The organism is Paenibacillus hexagrammi, from assembly GCF_021513275.1.
Classification (GTDB): Bacteria; Bacillota; Bacilli; order Paenibacillales; family NBRC-103111; genus Paenibacillus_E; species Paenibacillus_E hexagrammi.
This window is the reverse complement of sequence record NZ_CP090978.1, coordinates 3,031,504-3,053,561: the sequence shown is the minus strand read 5'-3', so window position 1 is coordinate 3,053,561 and position 22,058 is coordinate 3,031,504. Positions and strand designations below refer to the sequence as shown.

Below are 22,058 nucleotides of genomic sequence, written 5' to 3'. Positions count from 1 at the left end.
CTTTACAGACGGGCAGGCTCTCCTGTTATCGTTTTTTAGAGAAACCCCTAGGGGGATTCGTTTTCATAGATTCATAGATGGAGGCACACATGGCTCAGTACACGCCGATGATTCAACAGTACCTGGCCGTCAAGGCGCAGGTTCCCGATGCTTTTTTATTTTTTCGATTAGGCGATTTTTATGAAATGTTTTTTGAAGACGCCGTAAACGCGGCCAGAGAGCTGGAGATCACCTTAACAAGCCGTGTTGGCGGGGGCGAGGACCGGATACCGATGTGCGGCGTGCCCTATCATTCAGCGGAGAATTATGTCGCGCGTTTGATAGAAAAAGGGTACAAGGTTGCCATCTGCGAGCAGGTGGAAGACCCTGCGGAAGCCAAAGGCGTCGTCCGCCGCGAAATCGTAAGAATCGTTACGCCGGGCACCGTGATGGATAGCAAACTGCTGGGCGAAACCAGCAATAACTACATGGTGTCGCTGGTAAGCGGCAGTGAAGGGTATGCCTTTACCGCTTGCGACATTTCAACTGGGGAGCTGTACACGACACTGCTGCCTGCATCTTGGGAGCTAGTCTTGGATGAATTGAATGTGTATAGTCCCTCTGAGCTGATTGCCGGTAAGCTTCTCCTTGAGCAGGTGCGCGAAGCTACAGCCAATTGGAACCGCGGCGCTGTTGTGACGGAGTGGTCCGAAGCGGACCAAAGCTTGCTTGCACAGCAATTTGCAACTGATACCATGCTTTCGAGCTTACCGGAGCTAAATAAACAAGGTGTCGCTTTGCTGCTCAGCTATTTGAAGGAAACGCAAAAGCGGGCACTCACGCATATCAAGCATATTCGCGTTTACGAACCGGATCAGTTCATGACCATGGATCCATTCACGAGAAGAAATTTGGAACTCGTTGAAACTGTAAGAGAGCGGAGTAAGAAAGGTTCACTGCTCTGGCTGCTGGATCGGACTGTCACGGCAATGGGCGCGCGTCTGCTGCGCAGATGGATAGAGAAGCCGCTTATGAGTGTGAGCCGTATCGAAGAACGCTTGGAAGCGGTAAATGTTCTGTACAATCAGCTGATTGTCCGTGAAGATGTGAAGCAGGCGCTCAAGGAAGTCTACGATTTGGAGCGGCTTGTCGCGAGAATCTCATACGGTAACGCGAATGCAAGAGATATGCAGTCGCTCAAGCATTCGCTTCAGCAGGTTCCTCTTTTGCAAGAGGTTTGCGCGGCATCCGGATCGGAAACACTGCGCAAGCTTGTCCATAATATGGACGATTGCGCGGATGTGATGTCTTGGATCGCCGATGCCATCACGGACGAGCCGCCAGTGTCCATTCGAGACGGGGGCATGATTCGGGAAGGGTACCATGCTTATCTGGATCAGCTTCGTGAAGCGAACAAGAACGGCAAGCAGTGGATTGCCGAGCTGGAGCGTAAGGAGCGGGAAGCGACCGGCATCAAATCGCTGAAGATCGGCTATAACAAAGTGTTCGGCTACTTTATTGAAGTCACGAAGGCCAACATGGCGACATTGCCCGAAGGTCGCTACGAGCGAAAGCAAACACTTGCTAACGCAGAACGGTATGTGACGCCGGAGCTTAAAGAAAAAGAATCACTGATTTTGGAAGCACAAGATAAAATGGTTGATCTGGAGTATGAATTGTTCACAGAACTGAGGGACCGGATCTCCGGACATATCTCCAGATTGCAGCAATTGGCCGAAGTGATCGCTGCTGCGGATGTATACCAGTCTCTAGCTGCTGTGAGCGCGGCGAACCACTACCGCAAGCCGGAGATCGGCGAAGGCTTTGATCTCCAGATTGAAGACGGCCGGCATCCGGTTGTCGAGGCGGTCATTCAAGACGGTTCGTTCATTGCTAACGCAACGAACCTCGAGCAGGAGAAGGGCCGCATCCTGCTTATCACCGGACCGAACATGGCCGGGAAGAGCACCTACATGAGGCAGGTTGCCGTGATCTGCCTGATGGCGCAGATTGGCTGCTTCGTACCGGCAAGCGCTGCCCGGATTCCGGTCATCGACCGCATCTTTACGCGTATCGGTGCAGCCGATGATTTGATCGGCGGGCAGAGTACGTTCATGGTCGAGATGATGGACATTCAGGTTATGACGGAGAAGGCGACGAGCAAGAGTCTTGTCATCATTGACGAGCTGGGCCGCGGGACCTCGACAGGGGAAGGCATGGCCATTGCGCAGTCGGTGATCGAGTTTTTGCATGACAGAATTGGCTGCAAAACGCTGGTCTCCACGCATTTCCATGAGCTTGCGCACTTGGAAGAAAGCTTGAAGCACCTGCGCAATCACTGCATGGCGGTGAAAGAAAGCGGCAGGCAGGTGACCTTCCTGCGCAAGCTGATCCCCGGGGCCGCGAGCACGAGCTACGGCATCTACTGCGCCGAGATAGCAGGGCTGCCGGAAGCGATCATTCAACGCTCGTACGAGCTGTTGAATGGCTTCGAGGACCGCGCCGCCGCAGCATCACAAGTGGTAGCATCTCAGCAGGTCGCAGCCAGTGAGGGCCGAGCGTCCCAGATGCAAGGCAAGAATGGTTACGCTGCTCAAAGATCGGCTGCATCCGAAGTCGAATTATCTTCAAATCAGCGGACTGCTGCCATAGCAGAATCACCTGAGCAGCTGTCTAGCGCTTCAGCGGAACTACCGGAGTTCGAGCAGTCAGCATCATCTGCGGAACTATCCGCGTCTGGACAGTCAGCATCATCTGTGGAACTATCCGCGTCTGAGCAGTTAGCTACATCGTCGGAGCTTACTGCGATTGGCCAGTCGAGCTCGGCTGCAGCTATTCAACAGCTTTCCTTTTTGAAGAGGATACCGCTCAAACATCGGCTGCGAAGAAAAAGCTCGATCCGAAGACCCAGCACGTCTTAGATCAGCTCAAAAGTATCGATTTAATTAATATGACGCCGCTTCAGGCGCTTAATCTTGTTTATGAATGGAAGCAAAAGCTTCAGAACTAGCGTAGTTCGCAACCGTTCGAAGACGTGATACCAAATTACGGCATGGGAGAGGTTAACATGAAACATACCGGCATGAAGACAATGAAGGTAACTTTAGCTGCGGCAGCAACATTCCTGGCGGTTATTCCCGCTCAAGCTATGGCGCAGGAAGATATACAAACCCAGCAGGTCAGACAAATTCTCGGAACCATGCATGTCAGCGGTGTGACGGAGAATGATCTGCAGGGTGAATCCATACAGCAAATGGTGGAAGGTCTTAAGGACCCGTACACGGTATATTTTACAAAGGATGAGTTGAATCAGTTTTCCAGTTCCTTGGAAAATAACTATGTAGGTATGGGCGCACGAATTGGCATGGACGAGAGTGGTGTCTATATCTCCGAGGTATTCCCGGACTCTGCTGCCGAGGCAGCAGGCCTTAAGGTGGATGATTACATCGTAGCTGTAGATGGAGTAGCGATTGATAAGAATTCGATTGATTCCGCTCGTGACAAGATTATTGGTGTGGAAGGGACGAAGACGAAGATTACGGTCCAACGTGGCGATCAGCAGGTTACCGTAGATCTTACCCGCAAGTCGGTCAACGTTCCTGAAGTATACAGCAAGAGCTTTTCAAACGGTGTGGGTTACATCCAGATCACTGATTTTTCCAGCGATGCGGATGAGGATTTTGACAAACAGCTTGCCGATCTGAAAGCCAAAGGATTAAAAGCGCTCATCCTTGATGTTCGCAACAATCCTGGCGGTCTGGTGGATACGGCTGAAAATATCGCGAAGCATTTTGTGAAAGAGGGCGCGTTGATTCATACGAAGGACCGCAATGGCGTAGACGATCCGGTTACGTTTAACGGCGGCTCCACCATCGATGTTCCTGTCTATATTCTTGCTAACGAAAACAGCGCCAGCGCATCTGAAGTGCTGTCCGGCGCTCTGCAGGACTATAACGTAGCCAAAGTTGTCGGCGTTCAAACCTTCGGTAAGGGAAGTGTTCAGCAAATCCTTCAATTGGACGACGGCAGTGCGCTGAAAGTAACCATTGAAGAGTACCTGACTCCGAAAATGCGCAAAGTGAACAAAGTAGGCATTACGCCGGATGTTGAAGTCGACGGCAGTGCAGCTCAGTTGATTACGGCGCTTCATCTTGCAGGCATTTCAGACGTACAAGTTGAAGTCAGCAAACATAAAGTAACCTACAACGGTGTTGAAATGACTGCCGGTTTCCCAATTGTTCGCGAGAACGGGCACATGTACATGCCGACTCGGGCACTAGCTGCTTTAGTCGATGCGAAAATCACCTGGAATGATGCAAACCGAACTGTCGATGTAACGGCAGCTGACGGTGTTCACGCCATCCCGGTCGAAGCGGACAAGCTTCTAATTGATAATGGCACCAGCTATGTCAATGTTGACGTGTTTGATGATTACTTCCCGGAACTCACGGTTAAAGAACAGGGAGAGAATGTAACGATCAGCGCTGTAAAGGGGAACTGATTCTTATGGGCAAAATCCAGCTGCTTAGCGAGCACATCGCAAACCAGATCGCAGCGGGTGAGGTTGTCGAGCGTCCCTCTTCCGTTGTGAAGGAGCTTGTTGAGAATTCCGTTGACGCTGGAAGCACCAGAATTGATGTAACCATTGAAGAAGGAGGCTTGCAATTCATCCGAGTATCCGACAACGGTATGGGGATGGAGCCCGGAGATTGCGAGCTGGCCTTTCAGCGTCATGCAACAAGTAAAATATCCACAAGCAAGGATTTATTTTCGATCCGTACATTAGGGTTTCGGGGGAGGCACTTCCTAGTATCGCTTCTGTATCCCGCTTGGAGTGTGTCACCAGCTCGACCAATGATGGTTTAGGCAGGAAAGTCAGCATCGAGGGCGGAACGATTCGCTCGTTGGAAGAAATCGCTGCTTCCCGCGGTACTGAAGTCACCGTCAGAGAGCTGTTCTTTAACACACCGGCCCGCCTCAAATATATGAAAACGATCCAAACGGAGCTGGGCCACGTGTCGGATTATATGTACCGATTGGCGCTTGCTCATCCGCAGATTGCTTTTTCGCTCAAGCATAACGGCAACCTGCTGCTGCAAACACTAGGAAACGGCGATTTGGTTCAGGTCATTGCAGGTATTTACGGCACAGCGATCGGGAAGCAAATGCTGCCGATCAAGCGGAAACGCTGGATTATACCATGAAAGGCTATATCGCCAAGCCGGAGGTAACCCGCGCGAATCGCGGAGGGATCTCTACGATCGTGAACGGACGATATGTTCGGAATTTCGCTTTGAACCAAGCTCTCATGCAGGGCTATCATACTTTGCTTCCCATAAACCGGTTTCCGGTAGCCGTCCTTCAGATTCAAATGGACCCCGCGCTGGTTGATGTGAATGTGCATCCTTCCAAGCTGGAGGTGCGCTTCAGCAAAGAGGCGGAGTTAACCGCTATGATTGAAGCGGAGGCCAAAAGGGTGCTTGGCAAGCAGGTTTTGATTCCGCGAGGCAGTAAGCCAAGCTCGCCGCAAGGCGCTTACGTGCAGGAACAGCTCGATCTATCGCGAGTTTCCGATTCAACGGCAGATTCTACAGCAGCTGTCAGTCAGCCGCAGCTGCCTTTGCAAGATCCCGCTTCTGAGTCTGTTCAAGCCGCTCCCGCAAGCGGTGCTCAAATTAAGGAAGCCGTGCTGCCTTATCAACCGGTGTCTGACCAGGTGAATGTGCAGTCTGCGGAAACAGACTTGCTGGATCGGTCCAAATTGGCCCGTGCAAGAGAGAAATTTACAAATGCAGATCGCACTGTTACTGAGGCATCTGCACATGCAAATCGCACGGCTGCCTCGGAATCTTCTGCAAACTCGAATCGATCCGTTGCCGGCTCATTTTCAAAACCGCAGCCCAAGATGCCTGCGGAGCAGCTTCGCAAAGCTGCAGAAGCTTTTATGGAGTCTTTGCCAAGCGGTGAAGCGGCATCCGGTGCGCCGCAGCTCCCTTCATTTCCGAAGCTGGAGCCGATCGGTCAGATGCATGGGACCTATCTCGTTGCTCAAAACGAGAGCGGGCTATACTTGATTGATCAGCACGCGGCGCACGAACGCATCAATTATGAGTACTATTATGAAAAATTCGGCAATCCTGCTGACGCCAGTCAGGAGCTGCTTGTTCCGATTACACTTGAATTTACCCCTTCAGAAGCGGGTGTGATTTCGGACAGGCTGTTACTGTTTGAGCAGGCGGGCGTGTTTATGGAAGCCTTTGGCGGGAATACTTTTCTGGTCAGAGCGCATCCTCACTGGTTCCCTGGCGGCGAAGAAAAGCTGATCATTGAGGAGATGTGCGAGTGGGTGCTTAGCGAGCGTAAGGCGGTTGATATTGCCAAGCTTCGTGAGAAGGCGGCTATTATGTGCTCCTGCAAAGCATCGATCAAAGCCAATCAAGGACTTAGCGTGTTGGAAATGGAAGCGCTCATTGACCGTCTGGCAGCATGCCGCAATCCGTATACATGTCCTCATGGTCGACCTATTGTCGTCAGCTTTTCAACCTATGAGCTTGAAAAAATGTTTAAGCGGGTGATGTAAGCTCGTGCTGATCACAACATCTTACGAACCATCCCAGGCTGTGCTTGCGAGGACGGAGCAATTAGCTTCCGCTTATGGCGGGCGCTTAGTGCCAAGGCGCAGGGATTCCTTACAGCAATTGCAAAAAAATACAGCGATCCTTCTGTGCTGCTTGTGACTAGAGAAGAGATCAGGTACTATGAAGAGGAGCAGCCTGCGCTGTTCTTTCATCCAAGCATGGCGCAGGTTCGAATCAAACGGCTTCTTCGGGGAGAGCCCGATCTACTGCTGGAAGCGGCTGGTGTTACGGCTGGCGATTCAGTTGTTGACTGCACAGCGGGACTAGCTTCGGATTCGATCGTGTTCTCCTATGCCGCAGGCCACACGGGTACAGTCACCGCGGTGGAGAGCGAAGCAGTTCCTGCGATGCTTATCAGTGAAGGCTTAAGGACCTACGAATCCGAAATTCCGGAGCTGAATGAAGCGATGCGGCGCATTCATGTAATACGTATGAATCATCGTATTTATCTGGAGCAATTGGACTCCAAAAGCGTCGATATCATCTATTTTGATCCGATGTTTCGAAATCCGATTGATGAATCCAGCTCGATATCGCCGTTAAGGGCACGTGCTAATTATGATGCACTGGATGTAGCTGCGATCGAGCAGGCAAGACGCGTTGCCCGCAAGAGCATTGTGCTCAAGGAGCACAGGGACAGCAGGAATTCGCCCGTTTGGGCTTTGATTCCGTCATGCGTTCTAATACGAAAACAACCTATGGAGTGATACGACTGTGCTAGATTTGTCGGCCAAGCCGAAATTACTCGTGCTGATCGGTCCTACAGCGGTCGGTAAAACCAAATTGAGCTTGGATCTTGCACAGCAATTCGGCTGTGAAATTATTTCCGGTGACTCCATGCAGGTCTACCGCGGTATGGATATCGGCACGGCCAAAGCCACAGAGGCAGAAAGAGCTGTGGTTCCGCACCATTTGATTGACATTCATGACCCATCTTATCCGTTCTCCGCTGCTGAGTTTCAGGAGAGGGTCAAGCAATTGATCCCGGACATCCATGCCAGGGGCAAGCTGCCTTTCATCGTGGGGGGCACGGGATTGTACATAGAATCGGTTTGCTACAATTACCAGTTCACCGAAGTTGCGATGGATGAAGCATTCAGGCAGGAGCAGGAGCTGTATGCGGTTCGCAACGGGGATGAAGCTCTGCATCGGAGGCTTCAAGAAGTCGATCCGGTAACCGCTGAACGGCTGCATGCTAACGATCGCAGGAGAATCATTCGCGCTTTAGAGATTGCCCACGTATCGGGGAAACCGATGTCCGAGCATTTGGCCGGTCAGAAAAAGGAATCTCCTTACGAACTGTGTATCATCGGACTTACGATGGATCGTGCGAAGCTATATGCCCGCATTGAGGAGCGCATCGATCTTATGATGCAGGAAGGTCTAGTCGACGAAGTGCGCAGCCTTCTCGAGGCTGGGTGCCCTAGGGATGCCATCTCCCTGCAAGGGTTAGGCTACAAGGAAATGGTTACCTACCTGGACGGATTCCGGACACTGGATGAGGCCGCTATACTGCTCAAGCGCGATACGCGCAGGTTTGCCAAACGACAGCTGTCTTGGTTCCGCCATATGAAAGACATTCATTGGGTGGATGTTACGGATACAGCAAATTTTTCTGCGCATTTCCAAAAGATTAGTGATATAATAGCAGGAAAGTTTGTACAAAAGCTTGAATATAATCAACAACAATTACCATTGAAATAGCGCCGATCGAGCGGATGTTTCATTCCATTAAGGGGGACCTACTGATGAATAAATCCATTAATATTCAGGACAATTTTTTGAACCAGCTTCGTAAAGAAAGCATTCCCGTTACCGTTTATTTGACTAATGGGTTTCAAATCAGAGGACTCATTCGTGCTTTTGACAATTTCACCATCATCATCGACAGCGAAGGGCGTCAGCAAATGGTATACAAACATGCGATCTCGACGTTCACCCCGCAAAGAGCTGTTTCCCTTATGGCAGCAGCTGAAGCATCGGAGTAATAGGCGCTACGGCCGTTTTTGCAACTTTTCAATTTGCTGAAACGTCTAACTGAATAGAAACATATGGGAGCAACCTTGCTTATGAGGTTGTTCTTTTGTTGAGTGGAAATAGAGAATAAAGACGAGGGAGTCGGTGGACTTGGCGAATTCGACCAAAAAGAAACCGGAAGGAAAGAAACGATCTGGGAAGAAACAATCATTTAGTGCGAGAAAACTAATATTTGGTGTAATCATCGCTTCCATATTGGCTGTGATTTGCGCGATGGGCATTTATATCGTCGTCATCATGAGCGGCTTCAAAATCCTGGATCAAAATCTGGATAAAATTGAAACCACATCCGAAGCTACACTGATCTTGGCGCAAGGTGAAGACAAAGATGCACAGCCCCTCAGAGATCGGTAAGCTGTACCAATCGGGTGAAAACCGCGAAAGCGTGAGCAGCAAGGACATTCCAGATCTCTTAAAGCAGGCGTTCATCGCCACAGAGGATCGACGTTTCTTGGAGCACTCAGGGGTCGACTTTTGGGCAATCGGTCGGGCGCTTGTGAAGGACATTATGCATATGAGCGCTGTTGAAGGCGGAAGCACCATTACACAGCAGCTGGCCAAAAACGTGTTCTTGAGCTCGGAGAAGACTGCCTTCCGTAAAGGAACAGAGATGGCGATTGCCTTCGCGCTCGATGAGAAGTATGACAAAGATACGATTCTGGAGAAGTATTTGAACCGTATCTATTTTGGAAGTCGGGCATACGGCATTAAGGCTGCTTCGAAGACGTATTTCGGTAAATCGGATCTGAATAAATTAGATCTTTGGGAAATTGCTACTTTGGCCGCATTGCCAAAGGCGCCGTCCAAATATTCTCCTTTGGCCAATCCGGAACAATCCAAGGAGCGGCGCGCCGTCGTACTCAAGCTGATGGCTGATCAAGGCTACATCACAGAAGATCAGAGAGCCAAAGCAGCGGCTGTGGATTATGTGGCACCTCCGAGTACTGGCAGCGAGGATTATGCGACATTTGTTGATTATGTAATCAACGAAGCGGAAGATAAGTACGATATTTCCGAGGATGAACTGAACACAAAGGGCTACCGGATTTACACGACGATGGATCCGAAAGCGCAGCAAGTGATGGAGAAGGCGTATACCAATGCGAGCTTGTTCCAGAAGGATGCTTCAGATGGACAAAAAATTCAGAGCTCGATGGTCATTATTGATAACAAGACAGGCAGCTTGGTTGCCATGATTGGCGGAAGAGATTACCAACAACGGGGGTTCAATCGCGTATTCTCGCAGAGACAGCCGGGTTCCTCGTTTAAACCCATTGCTGCATACGGTCCCGCGCTCGAATCAGGTGATTGGAATCCGTATTCGATAATGGATGATACACAGACTAACTTCAATGGCTATACACCGCACAACTATGACCGTACCACCCATGGTCAGGTGTCGATGTTCGAAGCGGTGAAGAAATCGTATAACTTGGCGCCTGTATGGCTGCTCAGCCAGATTAGCGAGTCCAAGGGTATGAATTTTGTGATGGATTTTGCTAATAAATTAGGCATACCGCTGAATAAGGACAAAGACCGCAATCTGGCGATCGCACTAGGCGGTCTGACCGATGGAGTTTCGCCGCTGCAAATGGCGACGGCTTACACCGCGTTTGCCAATCAAGGCGTTATGAACACAACACACGCGATTTTGAAGATTACCGATAAAGACGGCAAGGAACTCAAATCGTATAAAGCGGAACCGAAGCAGGTCATCAAGCCGCAAACCGCCTACTATATGACGCTGCTCTTGCAAGGCGTTGTAGAGACCGGAGGAACGGGAACGAGAGCGAAGTTTAATCGTCCGGTCGCCGGGAAAACAGGTACAACGGGGCTGGATATCAAGGGACTGGAAAAGTATGACCGTGACGTATGGTTCGTGGGCTACACGCCGGAATGGACAGCGGCAGTATGGGAAGGCTTTGACAAGGTTGATTCGAAGCATTATGTAACGATCGGCAGCGGCAGTCCTTCCTCGATCTTTAAGGAAGTTATGTCCAAAGCCTTGGAAGGCAAGCCTGTTACTCAGTTCACCAAGCCGGAGAGCGTGCCGGACTTAACGGAACCTCCAAGCGGAGTGGCTGATTTGTCGGCGCTGTATTTACCGGAAACCAAATCGGTAAAATTGACTTGGACTTCATTGGGAGATAAAATTGCCTATCAGGTATTCCGGAAAGGCTCGCAAGATGCGGAGCCCAAGCAGCTGATTCAATCGCCGACGACGGAAGTGAATGATACAACGGTCAGCAGCGGGGAATCCTACCAATATTATGTGGTTCCTGTGAACCTGAGCACGAACACACCTGGTAACAAGTCAAACGAAGCGGTAGTAGAGATTCCAAAGGATGATGCGCTTGCCAGTCCGCTGCCATCGCCAGGTGCTTCGCCTTCGCCAAGCCCAGGCACTGGTGTAGGAAACGGGAAGGTACCACCATCGCCAACACCGTCACCATCGCCAGGCGCAAAACCGACTCACAGCCCTTCCACAGGAGGAAATACGGACAGCGGTCAAGCGGGCAAGGATGATAAAGGAGCCGTACCAAGTCCTTCACCGAAAGTATCTGTGTCTCCGAAATCGACTCCGACACCATCTCCAACCAATAAACAGTCGGGGAATGCGGTCGATCAACTAGGTGACATGTTGCCTTTGCAGGGCCAAGAGTAGGATTGAACCACATATCTACAACATCTACAACAATAAAAGCACCTTATCACTAGCAATGGAGGTTACGAATCAATGAAATTTCCTAAAAAAACTTTGTATGTTCTTTCTATGGCGGCGCTTGCCGTCTCTCTGACAGCTTGCGGCAACAAGCCTACCGAAACTCCTTCAGCTACGGCTAACACCAAATCAGGAGCTGCTGCGACAGCGGCTCCTGCCGCTACGTCGGCTGCAACACCAGCAGCAACGGCCACTGCTGCAGCCAATGCTCCTAAACAGTGGAGCAAGGCGCCGGACATGACGATCGATCAGAACAAGACCTACACCGCTGAGGTCACAACCTCCAAAGGCAAATTTACGATCGAGTTGTTTGCCAAAGAAGCACCGAAAACGGTCAATAACTTCGTATTTTTGTCCAAGCAAGGCTTCTATGAGAATGTCACGTTCCACCGCATTATCAAATCATTCATGGTGCAAACCGGTGACCCGACTGGTACGGGAAGAGGAGGCCCGGGCTACCGATTTGAGGATGAGCTGAAAACAACACATCAATATGAGCCCGGTATCGTCGCAATGGCCAATGCTGGACCAAACACGAACGGCAGCCAGTTCTTTATTTGCACGGGAGATGATTCGAAGGGGCTGAACAGCCAACCGAATTATACGATTTTCGGCCGAGTGACAGAAGGTATGGATGTAGTACAACAAATCGCAGATACGCCGGTCTTGGCATCCGGTGAAGGAAGTACGCCGAAGGAAAAAGTGACGATTACTTCCGTTGCGATCACGGAAAAGTAATGCAAGCTTCAGGAGGCGCAGATACGATGCCCCGACCTTGTTTGTTGTTTCACGGTTTTACAGGCGGGCCGTTCGAAGTGGAGCCATTAGCGGATTACTTAGCTGCCCGTGGACAGCATTGTGAAGTACCGAATTTACCTTGGAACGGGACGGATCTTGCCGGTTTAAAGGCTTCCAAATGGCAGGATTGGGTCGAATCGGCCGAGATGCATGCGCAGCGGATGACTAAGCAGCACGGTTCATTTGATTTGGTAGGTTTCTCTATGGGCGGTTTATTGGCTGCTTATCTGGCAGTCCGCTACCCGGTGCGAAGGCTTGTGCTCCTGAACACGGCAGTCATCTACGTAAGTCCTTCTCGGCTGCTTGAGGTGATTAGGGAAGGCTGGAGGCAGCAGGATCAGGATTATCTGAAAAAAGCAAGAACGACACCGCTTCGGGCAACTTGGCAGTTCACATGTCTGGTACGGCAGCTTAAGCCGGAGCTTGCCAAGGTGGCTGTTCCGACCTTTATCGGTCAAGGGGAGCGCGATCAGGTCATTCACCCTCTAAGTGCTAAGTATATTTACAGCAAGGTTAGCGGAGAAAGGGAGCTGTACTGGTATCCGAAGTCCAAGCATTTGATTTGTCACAGTGAGGATGCGCCCGATCTTTTCCGTCAGATTGAAGTTTTTCTAGAGAAGGAGTAGGGCTGTTGGTTATGAAAACTACGGTAAACCGGAGTAAAAAAGGTAACACTCGCCAATCCCGAAAATCAGCCGCAGGGGCATTTGGACTGGTTGTCGGAAGACTTCGACTGCTTCTCAGATGGACGTTAGTCGTAGCGGTGATTCTGGCAGCTTGGTTTGTGTATATGGAGTGGAAGGTGCAGTCAAGCCCGCATCAGACCTTGCCGGAGCAAGCGGATGTGGGGATTGTGCTGGGAGCATCTCTTCGTAAGGATTTGCCAAGTCCTGGACTGAAGGAACGGCTGGATCTGGCGTACAGCTTGTATCAGCAAGGCAAATTTCAAAAGATTATTGTCTCAGGCGGTCTTGACCATAACGGCTCGAAGCTTACGGAAGCCGAGGGTATGCGCAATTATTTGGCTGAGAAGGGGATCCCGCAGGACCAGATTTTGCTGGAGCCGAAAGCGACCAGCACCTATGAGAATCTGCTCTACAGCAAAGAGATTATGGATAAGCTAGGACTGGTAAGTTCGATCGTAATCACCCATACCTATCATGGCTCGAGGTCTCTCGATATTGCCCAAACGGTGGGCTTAAAGAAGCCGGTTGTGGCAACGACCGATTCCGAGGTGCTGTTCATGCCTTATCATGAGGCTCGGGAGACACTTGCTTATACCAAGTGGATTTGGACCAAGATCATGCTGAAAGTCGGTATATAGAATCGAAAAAAGGGTTGCAGCTTATACGGCACATGAATGCCGATATAAGAGCAACCCTTTTGGTATTAAAGTCTTGTGCTTTGTCAGCTTAACCGTTGACAATCGTTCCGCCGTTCACATGGAGAATTTGCCCGGACATATAGGAGGAATCGTCACAAGCAAGGAATACATAGCTCGGCGCCAATTCCTTGGTTTGGCCGGCGCGTTTCATCGGTGTATCAGAGCCGAACTTGGCGACTTCCTCAGCGGTAAAGGTTGATGGAATGAGCGGGGTCCAGATCGGACCGGGAGCTACGCCGTTGACTCGGATGCCGCGGCCGTTCAATTGCAGCGCAAGCGAACGGGTAAAGCTGACAATCGCTCCCTTCGTTGCCGAATAATCTACAAGCTGCTCATGCCCGTGATAGGCGGTGATCGAAGCGGTGTTAACGATCGCACTTCCAGGCTTGAGATGCGGTAGCGCTGCCTGAGTGAGATAGAACATAGAGAAGATATTGGTTCGAAATGTTCGTTCCAGCTGCTGAGAAGTAATATCCTCGATTTTCTTCTGAGGATGCTGCTCGGCTGCGTTGTTAACGAGGATATCAAGCTTGCCGAATTGCTGAACGACCTGCCCGATGAGCTGCTTGCAGAAGTTCTCGTCGCCGATGTCTCCGGATACGTGCAAGCACTTGCGTCCTTCCTGCTCGACCTGCCGATGTGTTTCTTCTGCATCTCCATGCTCGCTCAAGTACACAAGGACGACGTCAGCACCTTCCTTGGCGAACGTGACCGCAACGGCGCGGCCGATGCCGCTGTCTCCGCCGGTAATGATCGCGACCTTGTCCTTTAATTTGCCGGCTGCTTTATAAGCGGAATCTTTAAATTGAGGCAGCGGATTCATGAGTGATTCAATACCCGGCTGCTGATCCTGATGCTGCGCGGGAATGCAGGCTTGGTTTCGGTAGCTGTCGCCATGTAGATTGCTCCTTTTCATCCTAAGTATACCTACGTAGGATGATGCAACCTGCTATAAATCATACTTGCATCTGTAGTGATATTCGAATAACGGCTTGTAGCCAAGCTTTTCATACAGCTTTCTGGCCGTTTCATTTTCCGCCATCACCTGGAGATATTGGCAGGAAGCGCCTTGTTCGAGGCTCCACTTGGTCAAATGATGCATAAGCAGGTAGCTGATGCCGCGTCCGCGGAAGTCCTCTCTGACCACGATGCTTACAAAACCGGCCCACTTGCCTTCTACGATGGAGACTCCGGCAGCGATCGTTTCGCCGCCGAAACGGATGGATAGAAATGCACGGGGTTCAGGCATTCTTTCAAATAATCCGTCATAAAACGGCTTCCGTGAAAGTGGAAATTGCTCCATGCTGATAAAGTCATGGACCCAATCTTCCTTTGCTGTGTCGTGTAAGATGACCTCGCAGCCCTTCCATGTTTTGAGCAAAAGGAGATTGAGCGTTGTGTCCTCTACCTCTTGACTGCACGCGGTCATGACTAGACATGGAGCTTCAATGGAGTATCCGTTCTGAGCCAACGCTTCATCCAAGCCTTCCGGTGCACCCGCTGCGACATGAAAGACCGCCGGCAGAGACCGATCACGATAAAACTGTTCGATGTTACTCAGCCAGTTCGAATCCGGGGGATACTCCCCAGCAGCATACACGCTGTTGCCGCGTTTGGTAACGCCTCGTGATGCTCTTAAGCACCAACTCCCCATATAAGCGGTTTCCTCGGCAGGCCATGTTCTAGCCGCAATTTGGTCCAGCTCCTTGCTGGGTACATTCTGATTATGCATGTTGTTCGTTTCACGTCCTTTGTTTACCTTTATCTATTAAAATACATCGAAATGCATAAAAATACAATCCTGCCCGGTGGAAAATCAACGTTAATTAAGGTAAGCTAGTTGAAAAAGAAAGGATGGACTGAGCTGATGTTGCAAATTCGTATGGCTGCGGCGGAAGATTATGATGCGGTCAATGCGATCATCCGTGAAGGGCAGGAGGAGCATGCCGAGGCGCTTCCGAACCTATTTGCCAGACTCGACAGAGTTGTGGCGATGGGATGGTACCGCAGCTTTTCCGATAAGGAGAACAAAGTCATTCTGATCGCGGAGGTCAGCGGCATCGTTGCGGGGGTTGCCATGCTCGAAATGAAGCAAAGCCCGCCATACGCTGCGCTGGTTCCACGAACGTATGCCTACATGAATGAACTTGCAGTTGCGCGGAATTATCAGCGACGAGGGATCGGAACGGCGCTCTATCAAGCATCACTGAAATGGGCAAGGGAGAAGGGCGCGTCGAGTCTCGAACTGAACGTATGGGAGTTTAACGAGAAAGCCCTCCAATTTTACCGATCATTAGGGCTTGTTACCCTGCAACGGACTTTAACGACCGAGATTGGCGCACCTGACAATAAAGGAGAGTAACTTACGTATGTTGTTTATTGATAACGAAGGCATCACAGACCCAAGAATCAATCTGGCTATCGAAGAATACGCGCTTCGCAATTTGCCGGCAGATGAAAGCTATCTATTATTTTATATCAACGAGCCGTCCATCATTATCGGCAAAAATCAAAATACGATCGAAGAGATCAACCCCGAGTACGTCAAGCAGCAGGGACTACACGTGGTGAGAAGGCTGTCAGGCGGCGGGGCGGTTTATCACGATTTGGGCAACCTCAATTTCAGTTTTATCACGAAAGATGACGGCAACTCTTTTCACAATTTTCAAAAGTTCACCGAGCCGGTTGTCGAGGCCCTGAGAAAGATGGGTGTTGAAGCCGCATTGACTGGGCGCAATGACATTCAGGTAGGAGAACGGAAAATATCAGGCAACGCCCAATTTGCTACGAAAGGCCGTATGTTCAGTCATGGAACGCTGCTGTTTGATTCCGAGATCGAGAGTGTAGTTTCTGCGCTCAAGGTGAAAGCGGACAAGATTCAATCCAAAGGCATCAAATCCATTCGAAGCCGTGTAGCCAATATTTCGGAGTTCCTAGACACACCTATTTCAATTGCAGAATTTCGCTCCAAGCTGCTGGAATCCATTTTCGGGGTCAATGAATCGGAGGTACCTCGATACAACCTTACCGATGAAGATTGGGAGAACATTAACGAGCTGTCAATGGAACGTTATCAGAACTGGGACTGGAATTACGGGAAATCCCCGAAGAGCTCGATACAGCATTCTAAACGATTTGAAGGCGTGGGATCGATCGATGTACGAATTGAATTGGTCGAAGGAACCATTGCCCATTTGAAGATTTACGGGGACTTCTTCGGTACGAAGGATGTACATGAGCTGGAGCAAAAGCTGGTTGGCTGCCGTTATGAGGAGCAGGCTCTTCAGGAGAGACTCAAGGATGTTGAATTGAAAGAATACTTTGGAGCGCTGGATAAGAGTGATTTCCTCACTCTGCTGCTGCTCCACGATGCATGATGAATAAGGGAATTGTCAAATGAAAAAAAGCCTTCACGTCCACTGGACGTTGAAGGCTTTTGTCATAGACACGAATACGAGAGGCTCCCCGCAGTACCTGTAGCAGCTCAGAAGCTTAGGTTCCATTTTGTGGGGATTGTTAGTATAGCTAGTTATTTCAGGCCCGGATATTGACTGTGAGTATGGTTGTGCCAATGTTGATGGTCGTGCTGTCCATTCCAATTGCTTTGACCGTGTCCGCTATGCCACTGTCCGGTATGCCAGTGATGTGGTGCATGGTGGGGATAATGATGCGGATGAGGAACAACATAAATAGGATGATGGTGCATGTAAGGATGATGTGGTGGATGGTAAGGCTGCGGATGGGGATAATGAGCAATCGGATAATGTTGGTAACCCATGAATAAATCTCCTCCTAAGCGATAGATACAACAACCTATGAGCGCAGAAGAAATTTGGATGCTTGACTATAAAGATTGGGCAGAAAAGCTACATAAATAGCATCAGCCCCTCATATGATGAAGGTAGGTTATAGGTGTGACTAAACAAGTATCGACAAGGATTACCGCAACCATTCGCTGCTGTAAGGGATCATGTAACTTTCTTCTGGGCAGATGCGTATACTGATAACACCTAGAAAACGAGGTGATACTCATGAGTGGTCGAGTCATTACAAAGGATCAGCGAAGCAGCACGGTGCCATCACGCCAAATCAACATTGTGCTGCGTAACAGTGAGCCGCAGCCTATCTCGGATGCGGAACCTCAATTGATGCCTAAGAGAAGCCCGCAAGAAGGTCCCTTATCGGACATTTTCAAAGAGCTGAATCAATTGATTGGCCTTCAGAATGTGAAGGATCTTGTACATGAGATTTATGCGCTCTTGCAGATTTCGCAGTATCGCGCGGAAGCTGGGCTCCTAAGTAATGCGCACGTGTATCACATGATTTTTAAAGGAAGTCCGGGTACCGGTAAAACAACCGTCGCACGATTGATGGGCCGCATGTTTCATGCGATGGGGGTGCTGAGCAAAGGGCATTTTACCGAAGTGGAACGAGCGGACCTGGTTGGGGAATACATCGGACATACGGCGCTCAAGACTCGGGAATTGATGAAGAAAGCAATGGGCGGTGTCCTGTTTATTGATGAAGCCTATAGCTTGGCCCGTGGCGGCGACAAGGATTTTGGCAAAGAAGCGATCGATTGCCTGGTGAAAGGGATGGAAGATAAGAAGAACGATTTTATCCTGATTCTGGCAGGTTATTCGGACGAGATGGATCAATTTCTTGCTACCAATCCGGGATTACCGTCCAGGTTTCCGATTCAGGTAGATTTTGAGGATTACAGCGTCGAACAGCTTATACTTATTATGGAACAAATGGCTAAAGAGAGAGAATATGTGCTGCTTCCACAAGCAATCATGAAACTAAAACAGCATTTGGCGGATGAGAAGGCCATGAGCTGGAAAGCTTTTAGCAACGCACGTTATGTGCGGAATATTTTGGAGAAAGCCATGCGGCATCAAGCTGTCAGATTGTTAAGCCAGTATGTGCAGACGCCTTCGAAGCATGAACTGATGTCGATAAGGCCTGAAGATTTGAAAATAAAATGATCCAGGAGCATATGCTCGAAAGACTAGAGCGTATGCTCTTTTTTGCGTCTGATTCACAAGTGTCGAAAATGATCGATAGCTGTGATATAGTAGCGTTATATTACGATTGATAGGCTGATAGATGATAGCATGACGGCACAAAGAAAGGGCGTTCAAGGTATGAAAAAGCTGCTGAACAGAATGATTGGTACAACAACGATTGCGAGTTTTTTAACCTTAGGCAGCCTGGTGAGTGCTCCAGGGTTTGCGATGGCTGCTTCAACTGCGCAAACAACCTCTGCCGCAACTGACTTGCAAAACCAAATCGGACAAGCGCTAGGGAATCGGCTCGCCGATCTCGAAGTGTCCTATTCGGGCAATGCGGCAACCTTGAAAAGAGATGTGAACCGCATCCTTCAAGCCGCTATCGATGAAGACGACTACACGCATTATATTGTAAAATCTTACAGCTATAAGGCGATTACTTCATCAGGTCATTCCGTCATTACCTTTCATTTTACATACTGGGAAACCGCTGAGCAGACCAGCGCCGTAAAGGTAAAGGTTTCAGAAATCCTATCCGGTATCATAGACGAAGGAATGAACGATTACCAAAAGGAAAAAGCCATTCACGACTGGATTGTCAGCCATATCGCGTACGATACCTCGCTGAAGTCTCATTCGGCCTATGATGGTTTGATGCTTGGATCAACCGTCTGTCAGGGTTACGCCCTGCTCGCCTATGAAATGCTTAGCCAAGCAGGGATTCCCGTCAAAATTGAAGAAGGCAGAGCACGGGGGCAAGCGCATGCCTGGAATCTTGTCCAATTGGATGGCGCCTGGTACCAGCTGGACTGTACGTGGGATGACCCTGTACCGGATATTCCCGGAGAGTGCAGTATGATTACTTCAATTTGACAGATGCCCAGCTGCGTGCCGATCATGTGTGGACGATCAAATATCCGGCAGCCAAGGTCTCTTTTGATCAAACCCTGCTCACACTTGCTGATCAAGATACGGACAATGCGGACTTTTATCATGACATGTATACGCTGCTTGGCTACAAGTATGTACAGGGCGATTATACCGCCAAGGACAGAAAAGAACTAACTTCCAAGCTCCAAGCGGCAGTTGATGCGGGAGACAATGAAGTGACCCTGCGCTATGCGCGCGGAGCTTCACTGAAGTCGGATTTGAAAAAAGCGATGTCTGAGCTTAGCGGCGTGAAGGGGATCAGCTATTCATCCGCAGCTTACACGAGGACAGTGAACAACGATCAACTAATCACCGTTACTTTTACCTATTAAATGATGCAAAGACCTTGGATTCTAGGAGTCCGGGTCTTTTTGTTTTTGTACATTTTGTTTTAAATATTTTTATATACAAACAAACAAAGGCGTGATAGACTAAAAACAAAGAAAAACAAAGATAAACAAACAAATCTGGAGGTTGTAAATATGGTACAAAGTTTGTGGGACAACACGAAAGCTTCTGAATTGCAAAGCGGACTGGATCAGCTGGTCTATCGTTCGAATATTATCGGTTCAGACCGTCGGGTGTGTAACTGGGGCGGAGGAAACACATCCAGCAAAACGACCGTGAAAGATTTCCGCGGCCGTGATGTAGAAGTCATGTACGTTAAAGGAAGCGGCTCCGATTTGGCTACGATGAAAGCGGGCAATTTCACAGGCCTTCGCATGGAAGATATTCGTCCTCTGTTTGAGAAGCCGGAGATGACCGATGAGGAAATGGTCGGATACCTGACACACTGCATGATCGATTCCAAGCACCCTCGCGCTTCCATCGAAACACTGCTGCATGCATTTTTACCGTTCAAACACGTTGACCATACACATCCGGATGCCATCATCAGCCTTTGCTGTGCGGATAACGGAAAAGAGATTGCAAAAGAAATTTTCGGAGACCGTTTCGTATGGGTTCCCTATGTACGCCCTGGCTTTACGCTATCGAAAATGATTGCAGAAGGTGTGCTGGCTAATCCGAATGCTGAGCTTGTGCTGATGGAGAAGCACGGTCTGGTTACTTGGGGAGAAACATCAGACGCTTGCTACGCGCAAACGATTAAAATCATCTCCGAGGCAGAAAGCTACATCGAAGCTCGCGTTCAAGAAGACAAATTGTTCGGCGGAGCGAAGTATGAGGTCCTGCCTGCTGATGTGCGCCGTGCGATTGCAGCGGAAGTCATGCCGACGATTCGCGGCGCGGTTAGCGACGTGAAGAAAATGATTCTGACCTTCGACGACGAAGCGGATGTGCTGGCTTTTGTAAGCGGCCAAAACTCCCCGGCTTTATCCCAAGTCGGTGCTGCGTGCCCGGATCACCTGGTACATACCAAGGTAGTTCCTCTCTTCATCAACTGGGAGCCGAATGCAGATGATATTGAAGGACTGAAAGCAAAGCTGAAAGAAGGCGTTGCTGCTTATAAAGAACAGTACAAGGCTTATTTCGACCGCAACAAAAATGAAGGCGACGTGATGTTCGAAGCAGCTCCACGCGTCATTCTGATCCCTGGCGTAGGGATGATCAACACAGGTAAAAGCTGGGCTATGTCCAAAGTGAGCGGAGCTTTATACCACCGAGCTATCGCCGTAATGAGAGGCGCTACAGCTCTGGGAGAGTTCGTCTCGCTGAGTGAGAACGAGTCCTATAATGTAGAGTATTGGCCTCTGGAGCTTTATAAATTGACGCTTGCCCCTGCAGAAGCTGAGTTCTCCCGTAAGGTAGCCTTCATCACAGGCGGAGCGGGCGGCATCGGCAGCGAAACGGCAAGACGTCTCGTATCCGAAGGCGCACACGTTGTGCTTGCCGACTTGAATTTAGAGGGCGCACAGAAGGTAGCGGACGAAATCAACGCGAAGTATGGTGAAAATCGCGCAATTGCAGTGAAAATGGATGTAACCAGCGAAGAAATGGTCAAAGCGGCATATGCGGAAACGGCTCTTGCTTATGGCGGTGTTGATATTATCGTCAATAACGCAGGTCTAGCGACCTCCAGTCCGTTTGATGAGACATCGCTGAAAGAATGGAACCTGAATATGAACGTCCTGGGAACAGGTTATTTCCTGGTTGCCCGCGAAGCGTTTAAATTGATGAAGGTTCAATCCATTGGCGGTAACATGGTATTTATCGGCTCCAAGAACTCCGTATATGCTGGTAAAAATGCCACTGCTTACAGCGCAGCAAAAGCACTTGAAGCGCACCTTGCGCGCTGCATCGCAGCAGAAGGCGGCGAGTTCGGCATCCGTGTCAATACGATTCTGCCTGATGCCATTCTTCAAGGTTCCGCGATTTGGAACGGCAGCTGGAGAAATGAACGTGCGGCTGCTTACGGAATTGAACCGGACCAATTGGAAGAATACTACCGTAAGCGCACAACGCTGCTTGTCAATATTTATCCTAAAGATATCGCGGAAGGAATTGCGTTCTTCGCATCCTCCAAGTCCGACAAAACGACCGGCTGCATGTTGACGATTGACGGCGGCGTACCGGCTGCCTTTACTCGATAATAGAGG

19 protein-coding genes and 1 pseudogene are annotated in these 22,058 nt (G+C 49.8%); 17 read left to right on the top strand and 3 right to left on the bottom strand.

Annotated elements, in window-relative coordinates; genetic code table 11:
* Positions 1-89: 89 nt before the first annotated feature.
* The 11 genes and pseudogenes from mutS (at position 90) to L0M14_RS13605 (ending at position 13,498) form a co-directional block, all read left to right on the top strand.
* On the top strand, positions 90-2,900 hold the full coding sequence (gene mutS, locus L0M14_RS13655; RefSeq protein WP_235122578.1) for a DNA mismatch repair protein MutS: 2,811 nt from the start codon (positions 90-92) through the stop codon (positions 2,898-2,900).
* 146 nt (positions 2,901-3,046) lie between these two features.
* On the top strand, positions 3,047-4,480 hold the full coding sequence (locus L0M14_RS13650; protein ID WP_235122577.1) for a S41 family peptidase: 1,434 nt from the start codon (positions 3,047-3,049) through the stop codon (positions 4,478-4,480).
* Positions 4,481-4,485: 5 nt separating this feature from the next.
* A pseudogene (gene mutL / locus L0M14_RS13645) lies at positions 4,486-6,559 on the top strand (DNA mismatch repair endonuclease MutL).
* Positions 6,560-6,703: 144 nt separating this feature from the next.
* Positions 6,704-7,324: a class I SAM-dependent methyltransferase gene (locus L0M14_RS13640; RefSeq protein ID WP_235122576.1), complete on the top strand. Its 621-nt coding sequence runs from the start codon at positions 6,704-6,706 to the stop codon at positions 7,322-7,324.
* A 16-nt stretch (positions 7,325-7,340) separates the two neighbouring features.
* Positions 7,341-8,321 (top strand): tRNA (adenosine(37)-N6)-dimethylallyltransferase MiaA, encoded by a 981-nt coding sequence (miaA, locus tag L0M14_RS13635; RefSeq protein WP_405031075.1) that lies wholly within the window; start codon positions 7,341-7,343, stop codon positions 8,319-8,321.
* Positions 8,322-8,365: 44 nt separating this feature from the next.
* A complete protein-coding gene (hfq, locus tag L0M14_RS13630; RefSeq protein ID WP_147946297.1) occupies positions 8,366-8,605 on the top strand; it encodes an RNA chaperone Hfq in 240 nt (79 codons plus the stop codon).
* A 139-nt stretch (positions 8,606-8,744) separates the two neighbouring features.
* Positions 8,745-9,008: a hypothetical protein gene (locus L0M14_RS13625; RefSeq protein WP_235122574.1), complete on the top strand. Its 264-nt coding sequence runs from the start codon at positions 8,745-8,747 to the stop codon at positions 9,006-9,008.
* Positions 8,983-11,319 (top strand): transglycosylase domain-containing protein, encoded by a 2,337-nt coding sequence (locus L0M14_RS13620; protein ID WP_235122573.1) that lies wholly within the window; start codon positions 8,983-8,985, stop codon positions 11,317-11,319. Before L0M14_RS13625 ends, L0M14_RS13620 begins: the two co-directional genes overlap by 26 nt.
* Before the next feature lie 72 nt (positions 11,320-11,391).
* Complete coding sequence (locus tag L0M14_RS13615; RefSeq protein ID WP_235122572.1) at positions 11,392-12,114, top strand: peptidylprolyl isomerase; 723 nt, start codon at positions 11,392-11,394, stop codon at positions 12,112-12,114.
* 26 nt (positions 12,115-12,140) lie between these two features.
* The gene (locus L0M14_RS13610) at positions 12,141-12,800 is read left to right on the top strand and encodes an alpha/beta hydrolase (RefSeq protein ID WP_235122571.1); all 660 of its coding nucleotides are present in this window, start codon (positions 12,141-12,143) and stop codon (positions 12,798-12,800) included.
* An 11-nt stretch (positions 12,801-12,811) separates the two neighbouring features.
* Entirely contained in the window at positions 12,812-13,498 is a 687-nt protein-coding gene (locus L0M14_RS13605) for a YdcF family protein (protein WP_235122570.1), read from the top strand.
* Positions 13,499-13,586: 88 nt separating this feature from the next.
* On the opposite strand, the gene L0M14_RS13600 is transcribed toward L0M14_RS13605, so the two are convergent.
* Together L0M14_RS13600 and L0M14_RS13595 are read right to left on the bottom strand one after the other, a co-directional pair.
* Positions 13,587-14,474 carry an SDR family oxidoreductase gene (locus L0M14_RS13600; protein WP_235122569.1) on the bottom strand — a complete coding sequence of 296 codons (888 nt, stop codon included), beginning with the start codon at positions 14,472-14,474 and terminating at the stop codon, positions 13,587-13,589.
* Positions 14,475-14,507: 33 nt separating this feature from the next.
* Positions 14,508-15,290 carry a GNAT family N-acetyltransferase gene (locus tag L0M14_RS13595; protein WP_235122568.1) on the bottom strand — a complete coding sequence of 261 codons (783 nt, stop codon included), beginning with the start codon at positions 15,288-15,290 and terminating at the stop codon, positions 14,508-14,510.
* 135 nt (positions 15,291-15,425) lie between these two features.
* Between L0M14_RS13595 and L0M14_RS13590 the strand changes: the two genes are divergently transcribed.
* Positions 15,426-15,920 (top strand): GNAT family N-acetyltransferase, encoded by a 495-nt coding sequence (locus L0M14_RS13590; RefSeq protein WP_235122567.1) that lies wholly within the window; start codon positions 15,426-15,428, stop codon positions 15,918-15,920.
* 7 nt (positions 15,921-15,927) lie between these two features.
* Positions 15,928-16,935, top strand: coding sequence for a lipoate--protein ligase (locus L0M14_RS13585; RefSeq protein WP_235122566.1), 1,008 nt, complete (start codon positions 15,928-15,930; stop codon positions 16,933-16,935).
* A 152-nt stretch (positions 16,936-17,087) separates the two neighbouring features.
* Here L0M14_RS13585 and L0M14_RS13580 read toward each other — a convergent pair whose 3' ends face one another.
* Positions 17,088-17,336, bottom strand: coding sequence for a hypothetical protein (locus tag L0M14_RS13580; protein ID WP_235122565.1), 249 nt, complete (start codon positions 17,334-17,336; stop codon positions 17,088-17,090).
* A 253-nt stretch (positions 17,337-17,589) separates the two neighbouring features.
* Between L0M14_RS13580 and L0M14_RS13575 the strand changes: the two genes are divergently transcribed.
* The 4 genes from L0M14_RS13575 to L0M14_RS13560 all read left to right on the top strand — a co-directional run bounded on the left by L0M14_RS13575 (position 17,590) and on the right by L0M14_RS13560 (position 22,052).
* Positions 17,590-18,546, top strand: a complete 957-nt coding sequence (locus L0M14_RS13575) for an AAA family ATPase (protein ID WP_235122564.1) — start codon at positions 17,590-17,592, stop codon at positions 18,544-18,546.
* Between the two features lie 129 nt (positions 18,547-18,675).
* Positions 18,676-19,443 (top strand): transglutaminase domain-containing protein, encoded by a 768-nt coding sequence (locus L0M14_RS13570; RefSeq protein WP_235122563.1) that lies wholly within the window; start codon positions 18,676-18,678, stop codon positions 19,441-19,443.
* Positions 19,419-19,832, top strand: coding sequence for a hypothetical protein (locus L0M14_RS13565; RefSeq protein ID WP_235122562.1), 414 nt, complete (start codon positions 19,419-19,421; stop codon positions 19,830-19,832). The genes L0M14_RS13570 and L0M14_RS13565 overlap by 25 nt, the downstream gene beginning before the upstream one ends.
* A gap of 150 nt (positions 19,833-19,982) precedes the next feature.
* Positions 19,983-22,052, top strand: coding sequence for a bifunctional aldolase/short-chain dehydrogenase (locus L0M14_RS13560; protein ID WP_235122561.1), 2,070 nt, complete (start codon positions 19,983-19,985; stop codon positions 22,050-22,052).
* Positions 22,053-22,058: the final 6 nt, after the last annotated feature.